The 12,107-nt window shown below is 50.2% G+C and carries 13 protein-coding genes; 3 read left to right on the forward strand and 10 right to left on the reverse strand.

Annotation, left to right across the window (positions count from 1 at the left end; translation table 11 throughout):
• Nucleotides 1-7: 7 nt before the first annotated feature.
• The 7 genes from ACXAGC_RS06085 to ACXAGC_RS06115 all read right to left on the reverse strand — a co-directional run bounded on the left by ACXAGC_RS06085 (nucleotide 8) and on the right by ACXAGC_RS06115 (nucleotide 5,607).
• Nucleotides 8-754 (reverse strand): glycosyltransferase family 2 protein, encoded by a 747-nt coding sequence (locus tag ACXAGC_RS06085; protein WP_474843292.1) that lies wholly within the window; start codon nucleotides 752-754, stop codon nucleotides 8-10.
• On the reverse strand, nucleotides 751-1,134 hold the full coding sequence (locus tag ACXAGC_RS06090; RefSeq protein WP_474843294.1) for an ApeI family dehydratase: 384 nt from the start codon (nucleotides 1,132-1,134) through the stop codon (nucleotides 751-753). The genes ACXAGC_RS06085 and ACXAGC_RS06090 overlap by 4 nt, the downstream gene beginning before the upstream one ends.
• Nucleotides 1,127-1,720 carry a COG4648 family protein gene (locus ACXAGC_RS06095; RefSeq protein ID WP_474843296.1) on the reverse strand — a complete coding sequence of 198 codons (594 nt, stop codon included), beginning with the start codon at nucleotides 1,718-1,720 and terminating at the stop codon, nucleotides 1,127-1,129. The genes ACXAGC_RS06090 and ACXAGC_RS06095 overlap by 8 nt, the downstream gene beginning before the upstream one ends.
• Entirely contained in the window at nucleotides 1,717-3,279 is a 1,563-nt protein-coding gene (locus ACXAGC_RS06100; RefSeq protein WP_474843298.1) for an NAD(P)/FAD-dependent oxidoreductase, read from the reverse strand. The genes ACXAGC_RS06095 and ACXAGC_RS06100 overlap by 4 nt, the downstream gene beginning before the upstream one ends.
• Nucleotides 3,280-3,291: 12 nt before the next feature.
• Nucleotides 3,292-4,101 (reverse strand): beta-ketoacyl synthase chain length factor, encoded by an 810-nt coding sequence (locus ACXAGC_RS06105; RefSeq protein WP_474843300.1) that lies wholly within the window; start codon nucleotides 4,099-4,101, stop codon nucleotides 3,292-3,294.
• 1 nt (nucleotide 4,102) lies between these two features.
• The gene (locus ACXAGC_RS06110) at nucleotides 4,103-5,281 is read right to left on the reverse strand and encodes a beta-ketoacyl-ACP synthase (RefSeq protein ID WP_474843302.1); all 1,179 of its coding nucleotides are present in this window, start codon (nucleotides 5,279-5,281) and stop codon (nucleotides 4,103-4,105) included.
• Nucleotides 5,282-5,343: 62 nt separating this feature from the next.
• Entirely contained in the window at nucleotides 5,344-5,607 is a 264-nt protein-coding gene (locus tag ACXAGC_RS06115) for a phosphopantetheine-binding protein (protein ID WP_119502389.1), read from the reverse strand.
• 192 nt (nucleotides 5,608-5,799) lie between these two features.
• Between ACXAGC_RS06115 and ACXAGC_RS06120 the strand changes: the two genes are divergently transcribed.
• Both ACXAGC_RS06120 and ACXAGC_RS06125 read left to right on the forward strand, forming a co-directional pair.
• Nucleotides 5,800-6,456, forward strand: a complete 657-nt coding sequence (locus ACXAGC_RS06120) for a 4'-phosphopantetheinyl transferase family protein (RefSeq protein ID WP_474843304.1) — start codon at nucleotides 5,800-5,802, stop codon at nucleotides 6,454-6,456.
• Between the two features lie 93 nt (nucleotides 6,457-6,549).
• Nucleotides 6,550-7,479 carry a MaoC family dehydratase gene (locus ACXAGC_RS06125; RefSeq protein ID WP_474843306.1) on the forward strand — a complete coding sequence of 310 codons (930 nt, stop codon included), beginning with the start codon at nucleotides 6,550-6,552 and terminating at the stop codon, nucleotides 7,477-7,479.
• A 2-nt stretch (nucleotides 7,480-7,481) separates the two neighbouring features.
• Here the strand turns inward: ACXAGC_RS06125 and ACXAGC_RS06130 are convergent, their stop codons facing one another.
• Together ACXAGC_RS06130 and ACXAGC_RS06135 are read right to left on the reverse strand one after the other, a co-directional pair.
• A complete protein-coding gene (locus ACXAGC_RS06130; protein WP_474843308.1) occupies nucleotides 7,482-9,554 on the reverse strand; it encodes a putative bifunctional diguanylate cyclase/phosphodiesterase in 2,073 nt (690 codons plus the stop codon).
• Between the two features lie 173 nt (nucleotides 9,555-9,727).
• Nucleotides 9,728-10,303, reverse strand: a complete 576-nt coding sequence (locus tag ACXAGC_RS06135) for a uracil-DNA glycosylase family protein (protein ID WP_474843310.1) — start codon at nucleotides 10,301-10,303, stop codon at nucleotides 9,728-9,730.
• A gap of 81 nt (nucleotides 10,304-10,384) precedes the next feature.
• On the opposite strand from ACXAGC_RS06135, the gene ACXAGC_RS06140 reads away from it, so the two are divergent.
• The gene (locus tag ACXAGC_RS06140) at nucleotides 10,385-10,945 is read left to right on the forward strand and encodes a DUF3237 domain-containing protein (protein WP_474843312.1); all 561 of its coding nucleotides are present in this window, start codon (nucleotides 10,385-10,387) and stop codon (nucleotides 10,943-10,945) included.
• A 52-nt stretch (nucleotides 10,946-10,997) separates the two neighbouring features.
• Here ACXAGC_RS06140 and ACXAGC_RS06145 read toward each other — a convergent pair whose 3' ends face one another.
• Entirely contained in the window at nucleotides 10,998-12,089 is a 1,092-nt protein-coding gene (locus ACXAGC_RS06145; RefSeq protein WP_474843314.1) for an acyltransferase family protein, read from the reverse strand.
• Nucleotides 12,090-12,107 lie beyond the last annotated feature (18 nt).

Below are 12,107 nucleotides of genomic sequence, written 5' to 3' on the forward strand. Positions count from 1 at the left end.
TTCCTCTTTACTTACCCAACAAGGCACGAACGCGGGTGACTATCAGTTTTGGCAAGCGAATAAGCATGCCAAACATCAACCGTACATGCAGGCGGATCAGCATGAGGTTATCTTTCAGATAATGAAAATGGGATACGGTGTTTTCGTGATAAATTACCTTGGTAGGAATGAAGTGCAAATCGATACCTGCCCATACTGCTTTCACCAGCAGTTCCGGGTCGAAATCCATGCGCGGGCCAAGGTAGTAATTATCGAAAACCCGCTCAATTTGTTTGATGGGATACACCCTGAAGCCGCACAGGCCGTCTTTAATTTGCAAAGACAATGTTTCAAGCGCTACCCAGAAATCGGTAATTTTGCGGCCGTATTTTCTGGCGAACGGCGCGGTTTCATCAAAATAAGGCTGACCGGAAATAAAAGAATCCGGGTGTGAGCGACTGTAATCCAGCAGTTTTTGCGCATCATCGATGTTGTGCTGGCCGTCTGCATCCAGTTGCAACACGTGGCTAAAGCCCATGGCACTGGCGTGATAACAGCCGGTGATCACCGAAGCACCTTTACCACGGTTAGTCTGGTGTCTGACAAGATGAAAATCCGGGTAAGGTTTAAGTAATGCATCTACCTTTGCCACACTTTCTTCACCACTGCCATCATCGACCACAATGCAGGGTAAATTCAGTGATGCCAGCGCCGGCAGAAACTTTTCAAACAGCACTTCGTGTTTGTAATGAGGAACAATAATGCAATATTTCATGATGCGGAAAACTTAAAACTGCCCGTGGAGAATGAGTCCGTTTCGTTGGAAAAGTGAAACGAAACACTGCCTTTGGCTGCATTGTGACTGAGCGTGAGCTGCATCTGTGCACCCGGCATGACCATGGTTTTGAATTTGATGTTGGTGAGTTGATGAAAACGGCTATCGCTGATAAACAACGCTTTTGCCAGCTTTCCCGCCCAGTCTATCTGCACCACACCGGGCAGCACTTTATGATCAGGAAAGTGACCGTCGAACCAGGCAAGATCTTCGCTTACCTTAAGCGTGATCTCAGCAGACGCTTCATCCATTTTTACGGCCGTAATATCCGGCCCTTCCTGCGCGTTAAACAGTGCTTTCAACGCATGTATATCAGTCATCAACAATATTATGCTTCTTTTTGTAGTGGCGCCGGAAAAGTAATTCAGCAACCACAAATACGGCAAAAATCAGGTAGGACAGTAAACCGTTGTAGAGTGTCCATACTGCTAAACTGCTGAACCAGGCTGTCCAGGCTGCCACCGCTGCATTGAGTAACAGCAACAGCCCCCACGCCAGGCTCAGCGCCCTGAGATATCCTTTCGCCTGTGCCGGCGGATTATGTCCACCCGCCCGGGCGAAGCGCTCAATCAGGGTGTGTTCATCAAGCAACGAAATCAGGAACAGCAGGCCCATTCCGGCGCTCATGATCACAGGGTAACATTTCAGCAGTATTTCACTGTTCAGAAATATAACCCCGGCGCAATATAACGCAATCACGGCAGTCATCAACCAGTCACTGGTTTTACGACTTTTACCTGCAATCACCAACCTGAATATGGCCACTAACAGTAATACCGCACCGAACCAGCGGGGGTCGATCGTGTCGATGTTAAGCCACACTACAAACGGGTAAGCCACAGACACAAGCACAAAGAGCAGCGGAATTAAATCCTTCGGGCCCCGCTGCCGCGGTAATGCACTCACGCCAGCACGCTTTGCCTGTAATTTCCCAGCACCGCCCGTTCTTCATCATCAATCTGCGTGGTGGCTTCGTCGCTCAGCATATTTTCAAAGTACGGGACAATTTTCTGCATAATGGCAATGTTCTTCTCCAGTGCCATTTCCACATCAATATCCGGGTTTTTCAGTACATCGTTAAGTTCGCCCAGACAAGGCACCAGGAACTGATCCATAAAGCTGCCTCTGGCGGGTAAAACCAAGCGCTTCTGTGCTCTTTCGGCCAGCAACATCTGCATTTTCTTATTCAGCTTCTGGGTTTTCAGCAGGTTCGGGGTAATTTTACGCATGGTGTCTAAATCGCCGATGGCGTCGGTGAAAAACAGCAAGGCAAACACACCCCAGTAGTAGGTGTAATCCCATACCAGCTTAATCGACATCATCTTACGATCGCCAAAACCGCCATACTGATCTTTGTAAATTGACAGGGTGTTCTCAAAGAACGAGTCGTAAAATTTGTGGAACAAGGCCGCTTCAAAACGAATGTCCTGCCCTTTCCTGTCACGCTCGATAAGATGGGTAACAAAGGTATTATTCAGCGCGATGAAATCGCTGCCCGGTGAATAGAAAGGGTCTGCAAAGGCGCCGGCTTCACCCGTCATGGCCCAGCCAGAGTCTGAGAACATTTGCTTGCAGCCGTAGGAATAGCCTTGCATGACTTTAAAGTCGAGCAGTTCCGCCCCTTCAATGGCCTCTGCGCAAAGTGGATGTTCTTGTTGTAGCCACGCCATGGTGTCTTCAAAGGTGCTGATTTTGCTGTCGGCCAGCGCTTTATCGTCCATGACGATACCAAAGCTGGTGGCGCCGGACGCTAGGGGAATAATCCACACCCAGTAACCCGGGCCCATCAGATGATTGGTGCTTAACCAGCGTTTACCCGGTTCGAGGACACGATTTTGCCAGGCTTCATTATCAGACCATTCATCGATAATGACCCGCTTATTGATCCGGAAGAAAACCGCATTGCCCTGATGACCGGTTTCAGTCTGCAAGTTCAGCTTATTTCGTAGCAACGCCTGACGGCCCGCTGCGTCGACTAACCAACGCCCCTGAACGGTGATCGTTCCGTCACCGCGACGGCAAACCACAGTGTGATTTTTATCGCCCAGTTCAATGTCTTCGGGTACTGCGCCATCAAGAAATACCACGCCTTTTTCTTTCAGCATGGTGTAGAGGTAGTTTTCCAGCGTGCCACGTTCAATTTGGTAAGCCGGAATGCCGAAAAGCTCGCTGACGCCCAGTTCATCATAATCGCTGTAGTCGTTTTGCACTTTCCCGAAGAACAGCCTGAGGCCGTACTTACGCAGATGCTTTTCCTTGAAATGGTCTTTCAGGCCAAGTACATCTGTAAAGTAGTGCGCACCAATTTCAACTGTAGACTCCCCCACTTTTGCCGTGGTGTCGTGTACCGGAAAGGTGTTTTTCTCAATTATGGTTATGGCGTAAGTGTCGTCGCGGTTAAGCAGTTGCAGCGCCAGGCTCATGCCTGCCAGCCCGCCACCGGCGATGATAATATCCGTATTCATCTGATCCATCATTTACCCTTCACAAGCTAAAGTGAGACTGGTTCCGCTGCTTAGCGGAATCGTGATCTTCCCGTCAGGTTTATTCAACAGCTCAGCAACACACAATACCTTTGCCGCCGGATTTTGGGCGTACATCTCTGTGAGATACGTACTGCCGGCGTTGAGCTCCGGCCAGCTTGCATCTTCCTGCTGATTTACCGTTGCCGTAAGCACCTGGCCTTCCACACCGGCATCGTGCGGATAAATCACCAGTGAAAACGCAAAGGTTTCCTGATTTGGCAACACGGGCTTCAGAATATCTGCCACCGGCGCATCATAAAACGTGAGCAGCATGGGCACGTTTTCAGTTTCGCACTGAATCATGGCCTCAAGAATGGTTAACGACACCGATTCTTCATATCCGGCAACAGAATTGGCCGCGCTCATGGTACCCGTACTGATGGTCCAGTACCCGGCCGGCGCGTTGTGTACCGAGTTATGGAACTTGGTCGGCGACAGCTCTTTATGTTCAGACGCCAGCGTTTTGCACATGTAGTCGGTAAGGTCGGTATCGCCCAGACCAGAAACAAACACGCAAGTAAGGGTATCGGGCTCAACACCGGCATCTTGCGTCGCCTGCCATGAACTCTCAACCGCCAACTTAACCGGCAACGGGGCACGGCGTCTTTCATTGGCTGGAATAATACCGGGTTTCGGGCTTTTCAGCTTTGCTTCTGGTAAGTCTGCGCCACCAAGCAGCGCTTGAAGTGCAGACCAGTTTTCAAAGTAGCTGCCCCAGGCTCCGGTGCCTGCAATTTTACATTTCAGTGCTTTTGTCTGCATATTACTCTGCCCTGCTAAACAAAAGTGTACAGTTATTACCACCGAAGCCGAATGAATTGGTCATCACGTGCTGACACACTTTCTCTTCGTCTGACGCTTTAATGGAGAAATCCAGTGCTTCATCCAGCGTTTCCAGGTTCTTTGAGCCCGGGATCACGTTGGTGTGCAAGGTGTCCATGGCAATAATGGCTTCTGTAATACCGGCTGCGCCCAGGGTATGTCCCATCCAGGCTTTGGTCGATGAACAACGTACAGACGCAGGGAACAATTCGGAAATCAGCTTTCCTTCAATCAAATCGTTAGCCCGGCTGGACGTGCCGTGAAGGTTAATATAATCCACCGACTCAGGAGACAATGCAGCCCGTTTCAGCGCCTGTGTCATCGACAATCTGGCACCCAGTCCTTCCGGATGCGGGTGCGACATATGGTGTGCATCTGAGCTTTCACCGTAACCGGCCAGTGTAATGCCTTTGCCGTTGTCATTTTCACCCGCGCGCTGGAGTACGGCAAAACCGGATGCTTCACCCAGGTTAATCCCGTCCCGGTGCTGATCGAACGGCTTACACGGGTTTGGCGACAGTAACTGCAGCGAATTAAAACCGTGCAGCACACTCAGACACAGCGTATCCACGCCGCCTACCAGCACCGCATCAACAATACCGGTTTCCAGCCAGCGGGCGCCGGTGGCAAACACTTTGGCGGAAGAAGAGCAGGCGGTGTTAATCGTGAGTGACGGGCCTTTAATGCCGGAAAGGTAAGCAGCAAACAAGGCAGGTGCATGAGGATTATGCACAAACGGCTGTTTGAAAGCTTCGGTTAACCCATTGTCGCTGTTGAGTTTGGTGTAGGCTTCTTCAGTACGGTCGATACTGGACGTACTTGAGCCCATGACTAAACCAATTCGGGCAGCGCCGTATTTGTTGATTAACGCTGAAACCGTATGGCGAATCGTGCCCTGTTCATATCCCAATGCAGCAAGGGCATTGTTCCGGCTTTGCCATTGACCCAGGTCATCCACCCCGTTGATTTGCTCAACGACGCCAATCCAGGTGTCTAAATCAGAACCAGGCAGGTTGTTCTTAATCAGGCCGCTTTTATGCTGTTTGAGTGAAGTCCGTAAGGCGCTGAGATTAACCCCGGCTGCCGAACAGGATTCGTAATCGATAATATCTATTTTCATGTCGTCAAAGATAACCCTCAAATAGCTTTATTTACCGCCGATCCGAGGATAACCGCCCGATTTTATTTATTCTTTTCAACAAATGCGGTTAAGCTTCGTAAGGTCTCGAACGCTTCGCGTGTACCTTCGTCTTCAGCTTTAATTTGCACGCCGTATTCTTTTGATATCGCTAATGAAATTTCCAGCGCATCAATTGAATCGAGTCCCAGACCGTCACCGAATAATTGATCTTCCGGATCAATTTCTTCCGCTTCCATGTCTTCAAGGTTGAGTGCTTCAACCAAAAGCTGAGCCATTTTTAATTCGGATTCTGTTTGTGTAGCCATAGTTGATACTGTCCTTACTATGTACGCTTCTCTCTGAAAGGGCGCTAGTTTAAACTAATGTTACAATAAAAACTATTTCTGCAAACCGGCATGTTTTCCGATTTTACTCCTTCAAAACCGGCAAGATTCATCAGTGATCAGGAGGTACACCTCTGGCTCGTTGATGTTGCTGATACACATGAAAAAAATGTCATGTCTCAGTTGCAGTCGTATTTGTCTGAAGATGAAAAGCTGCGTATGGCAGGTTTTCGCAAGCAGGAAAGCCAGCACCGCTTTCTGACAGCACGCGGTGCGCTCAGGCTCATTCTGGCCGGATTACAGAAAGCCGGCGATCCGGCCGGCATGCAATTCAGTGTCAACGACCATGGCAAACCGTTTCTCACAACAAACCCGGAAAATCTGCACTTTAACCTCTCCCATTCCGGTGACATGATTTTAATTGCTATGACCCGTGGACGTGAGTGCGGCGTCGACATTGAACGGATGAACAGCGCCCGCAATTTTAATGAGCTGGCGGATTTTTACTTTCATCCGTCTGAACGTGATGTAATCTCTACGGCAAAGGGCAATGCAGACATAATGCATCGCTTCTATACACTCTGGTCCTTGAAGGAAGCTTTCATCAAAGCTGAGGGGAAAGGTATGGCCATTGCCGGAGACAGCTTTTACTTTTCCGGCATTGATTCTTTACAGCCTGAGTTAGTGACAACCGCTGATTCTCAAACCAGCGGCCGGCACTGGCTATTCAGTTGTGAGGTTTACAGGCAGGATTACAGCATGGCCCTTGCCGTTGAAAAAATAAATGAAAGGGATATCACGGTTAAACGGCAACGCCTGGTCTTTGATTAATCCGCCTGCCTGTGATTATCCCGTGCTACAGCGGTAAAATTGCGTTAACGTAGCGCCGCGTAAAGAAAAACACTGTTGATAAAGGAGTTCGCAGTGCAGCATATTAAACAGGCTCTGAAAGCGGCCTTCAAAAAAGCCGACAAGCCTATGTTGGACCGGTGTATTACGGAGCAGCGTTCACCCGGATTGCCAGACATCCGTCGCACTCAGCATTTTCCTGCCCGGCGGGTCATCCGTGCATCCAGGGTTTTTAACCGCCTTCATCACTGGCAATACGACACCCTGCATCCCTGCTTTCCTCTCTTTTTGGGGTTGTCACTGCACATCGACGTTCTTACCGCTAACGCGTCGCCTTTTCCGCTGATGGGGCTGGTGCATACAGAAAATACCATCAATCAACTGTTGCCGCTGAAAGCAGAAGACATGGCGATAACTTGTCACTTCAGTGATGTACGACTTCATCCGCGGGGCATTGCCGTTGACGTTATGCTGACAGTGAGCCAACAGGATATTGTGCGTCAGCAAATTACCAGTACGTATTTATACCGGGGCGCTTCCGGCATGCTGAAACAGACCGGGGAAAGTGACGGCGCAGATGTCTCCGGGTCTGAAAAAACCTTTGCAGTCACTTCTGTAATGAACTTTGACGCCGCTGCAGGACGCCGGTACGCCCGTATCAGCGGCGACTATAACCCTATTCATCTTTACCGCTGGTGTGCCAGGCTGTTTGGCTTCAAACACGCCATTGCCCATGGCACTCATGTACTTGCACGATGCATCTCGACGCTGAGCGATGCGACAGTCACAGGGCAGCATGCTTTTTCTGTTACCAATGCGTTCAGGTATCCCGTGCCGTTGCCGTCTGAAATGCGGCTTAGCAGCAACGGGGAAGAAAGTATCGAAGGCAGTAAAGTGTCTGAAGTGTCTTTCGAACTGCGTGACAAGCAGGCAGTCCGCAGGAAGCAGGTAGTGCTGTGCGGACGCATCGGCGCACCTTTACAACATATACCGGCTAACCCGTGAAACTAACTGGCCTGCGCCAGTTTTTTAAGTAGTAAGGTTTTGAGTTCGTCTGCCGGCAGAGCTTTGCTGTAATAATAGCCCTGATATTCCTGCCCGTTCAGTGAACGGATAAACTCCAGCTGTTCCTCGGTTTCAATACCTTCGGTGGTTACTTTCAGGTTCAGTATTTTTGCCAGCGCAATGACCGATTTTACAATAGCCGCGTCCTGATCATTAAATACCGCTTCCGACATAAAGCTCTTATCAATCTTCAGGCGGTCGATAGGGAACCGGCGAAGCTGGGCCAGATTGGAATAACCTGTTCCGAAGTCATCAATGGATAACGACACCCCGGCCTCCCGTAAGGCCGACATAACGCCCTGCGCATATTTGGGATCCTTCACCAGCGTGCTCTCCGTGAGCTCAAGTTCAAGACGGTTCGCAGCCAGACCGGTTTCCTCTAAAATTAATTTTACTGATTCCACAAATCCTCTGTGACTCAGTTGCAGCGCTGAAATATTCACTGCAATAGGCAGCGCCACACCAAACTCCTTTTCCCAGTTTGCTGAAAACTGACACGCTTTTCTGAGCACCCACTCACCCAATGGCAAAATGAGATTCGAATCTTCAGCAAACGGAATCAGTTCATCCGGCGTAACCGTTCCCAGTACGTCATCCTGCCAGCGGACCAGAGCTTCCACACCGGTGACTTTGCCTGAGCTCACCTCCACTTTAGGCTGGTACGCCAGACTCAGGCCGTCGTTTAATAGAGCCAGTCTGAGACGTTCATCCATTTTGCTCCGGCGCTCTGTGCCGCTGGTCATATTTTCTTGATAAAACACATAATTGTTTCTGCCGGACTTTTTCGCCGCATACATGGCAGCATCGGCGTAAACCATCAGTTCATGTTTCTGCGCAGCGTGATCAGGATACATGCTCACGCCCACACTGCTGGATACGTGAACCAGCATGTCTTCAATCTGAAATGGTTGCTGCAGAGACTCAACAATGCGAAACGCCAGACTTTCCGCCACTTTACGGGAAGGATTGCCCTGGATGAGCACCATAAATTCGTCGCCGCCAACCCTGGCAACCAGATCCGTTTCCCTGACCGCTGCCCGTAATCTGTCTGCCGATTGCCTGATCAATAAGTCACCCACATGATGGCCCAGCGAGTCATTCACATTCTTGAAATGGTCCAGGTCGACGAAAAACACACTGAAGGAATCACTGCCCTGTTGCAGTAATTCCTCGATTTTTTCTTCGAAGTGCAACCGGTTAGGGAGCGTAGTCAGCGAATCACGGTAGACCATGCTTTTCAGTTCACGGTTTGCATCACTCAGCGACGCCGCCAGTTGAGCGTTTTTCGATGTCAGGTGAGTATCGTAGATAGACAGCAGCAGAGCACTCAGCATAATGCTCACCGATACCGAGGCCACTGACACAGCCAGTCTGCCGGGAGACAAGCCATCCACCGGCATCATATGCATGCCTTCAGGATAAATGGTTGCCGCCATACCGGTGTAGTGCATACCGGCAATCCCCACTGCCATTACCATACCGGCAGCTACCCGAAACCAGAAGGAAGGACGTTGATTAGCGACCGGGTTCAGGCTGAACACTAACCAGAGTGCAGCAGCGGACGCGCCTACAGCTATCAGCACCGAGCAGGCAAAAATAAGCGGGTCATAACTCAGTTCACCGTGCATTTGCATGGCTTCCATTCCCACATAATGCATGATGCACACGCCGGCTCCCATCAGCAGAGCTCCAACCGCCAGCCTTCCGGCTGTCGGGCTACCGTTACGAACCACCGCCAGCGCCAGGCCGGAAGTGAGAATGGCTGCCAGAAAAGATACCAGGGTCAGAGGAATATCGTACATCACCCGGGTGGACATATCCATTGCCAGCATGCCGATAAAATGCATGGACCAGATCCCGACGCCCATAGAAAACGCACCACCGGTCAGCCATAAATGTGAGGCGATGCCTTTGGTCGCACGCAGGCGTCCCGCCATATCCAGTGCAGTCAGGGAAGCAATGAATGCGACACCAAGTGAGAGCGCAACAAGTCCGGGGTGATATTGTGCATCCATGTTCGTTCCTTTTTTATAAACCGGCAGGTCAGTTGTCCGGTGAACACAACACCGGAAATTAGACTTAAGTCTAATTGGCTATGCGGGAAGGAAAAATGCCCGGTGATCAACATGGATATGTGGTTTCATACGTTTTCATCATACAAGCCAGCCTGGCCGGGCTGTGACGAGCGTCAGGCAAGGATCGCTGCAACCTTCTCTCTGAGTAAAGGCAGCACCCTCTTTTCAAACCAGGGATTCCTCGCCAGCCAGCGGTTATTGCGGCCTGACGGATGGGGCAGCACCATAGCATCCGAACCTGATGATGCTGTTTGTTCTACAGCATCAGTTAAGGTTTTGTACTCCGGAAAATAATATTGCTGTGAGTAGCGCCCGATATGGATCATGATTTCAGGGGACAACTGATCGAGAACCGGTTTGTGCCAGGTGGCAGAACAAATTTTAGGCGGTGGTGCATCTGCACCATTCTTGTAGCCCGGAAAGCAAAATGCCATAGGAAGGTGAGCAAATAAAGACGAGTAAAATGCTGACCGGTTCACCCCGAGCCAGAGGCGAAGTTTATCGCCACTGGTGTCATTCCAGGGCTGGTGGCTTTCGTGAGCTTTGATGCCGGGTGCCTGTCCGACAATCACAATTTTCGCTTCAGCATGCAGTTGCACTACCGGTCGGGGAGCATGAGGTAATCCCCCTGCACACAGCGTGCAACGGTGTATGTCACTGAATAATTTGGCCGGATCCGTTTCAGTCATAGACCCACACTGATTGCATAAACTTCAAACTCTGGCACTATGAAACTGCCTGAAAAACCATCAAATAATAAGGACATATCCATGACTTCGCTACTCAAGAAATACTTGTCTGCCGCCATCATAACATTCTCGTTGTTTCCTCTGGCAGCCAATGCAAAAGATTCACCTCAGTATGCCGACATTCCTGCTCCGGAGTTTGAGTTTCTTTTTGAAGCCGTTGTAACACTTGATCCGCCCCTTGAAGTCGGTGAGACACGATACGGTAAACGCCGGATTATAGGCATTAATGGCGGTGAATTTCGCGGCCCCGAACTCAATGGAAAGGTGTTGAGAGGCGGCGCCGACTGGCAGACAGTGAGAAAGGACGGAACCGCTGATCTGGTGGCGGATTACAGCCTGCAAACCGACTCCGGCGAAATCATCTATGTGCATAATGAAGGGATCCGCACCGCTTCACCGGAAGTGCTGGCCAGGCTGGCTAAAGGAGAAGACATGCCTGCAGCGTCTTACTACATGCGTACTGCCGCAAAACTGGAAGTCGCTTCAGACAGTCCCCACGCCTGGCTGAATAAGTCAGTTATCGTGTCCACCGGTATGCGAAAGGCCAACAGCGTCGTCCTGCATTTCTACCGCGTTAAGTAACCGCCTTACTCATGCTGCGCGCAGAGAAAGTCTCTGCGCCTGCTGATCCACATTATTTTGCTGTGACTTTCCGTTTGCTGATTTTAAGCAGGTGGTCTGCGGTCCGGTCAATGGCCGCCTTCAACGGCTTTTTCTTCAGCTCCGTGAACGATGCCAGCACCCGGCAGGCGACCAGCGCGAAGACGACAGCAAAAATGTAGCTGGTCCAGCTGGCTGCATCATGGAAAAACGGCACCAGAGATAACAGTAGAAATAGCGGAGTGTGGTACAGATAAATACTAAACGAGAAACAAGCCAGCGCTTTCACAGCTTTGGTTGCCAGCTCACCAATCCTGATACGCAGATGGTATGCACTGTAAAAATTCACGACTGCCAGCAGAGCAAGAAAATAATCCCCAAGAAACTGCTTGGCAGGAATAAATTTAGGCGGCGTGCCGAGTACATAATGATTAAATTCATCCAGCACAGAATCAAAAGCAGTTACCTTTGTTGCAATAAATCCGAGTAAGGTTGCAGCAAACAGGCATAACGCCGTACCCCGGCCCGGCGTGTATTTATCTTTGCACACATAAAGCAATGCGCCCATTCCCCACAATGGTAGAAACAGCGCAATATACGGTCCCATGATCAGAATTACTGCGAAAATGAGTAACCAGCGGTAGCGGTTTGCATAAAGCACCACGGCGATAAATACGTAATACCAGACTTCATAACTTAGCGACCAGTACGGGAAGTTTCCGGCGGGGAACAGGAATCCCAGCCACGACTGGGAATAAAAAGACAGGAAAATAGGGTAGTACAACCAGGCTTTGTTGATGGTGTAGTCTACCGGTTCGCCCTGAACAGATGTATGAATAAGGCTGGCAATGATTCCCAGCATCAATCCGGGCACAGCCACAGAGTAAATCCGCGCCATCCGGTTGGTGGCGAAGGAATACAGGTTTTTATCTTTCTCTTTTCCGCACCAGGTAATGACAAACCCGCTGAGCACGAAAAACAATACCACGCCATCTCTGCCCAGGCGGGCTTCTCCAAGAATATCCTGAAGCCATAATGGCCCGAAGTGACCGGCGTGAGATAGCAGTACCAGAAAGGTGGCAACTACCCTGACCATCTCAAGGTATACAGACAATCCTTTGTTCATTAGTTATTCCTGAACATT

The organism is Alteromonas sp. AWJ4_197, from assembly GCF_056160285.1.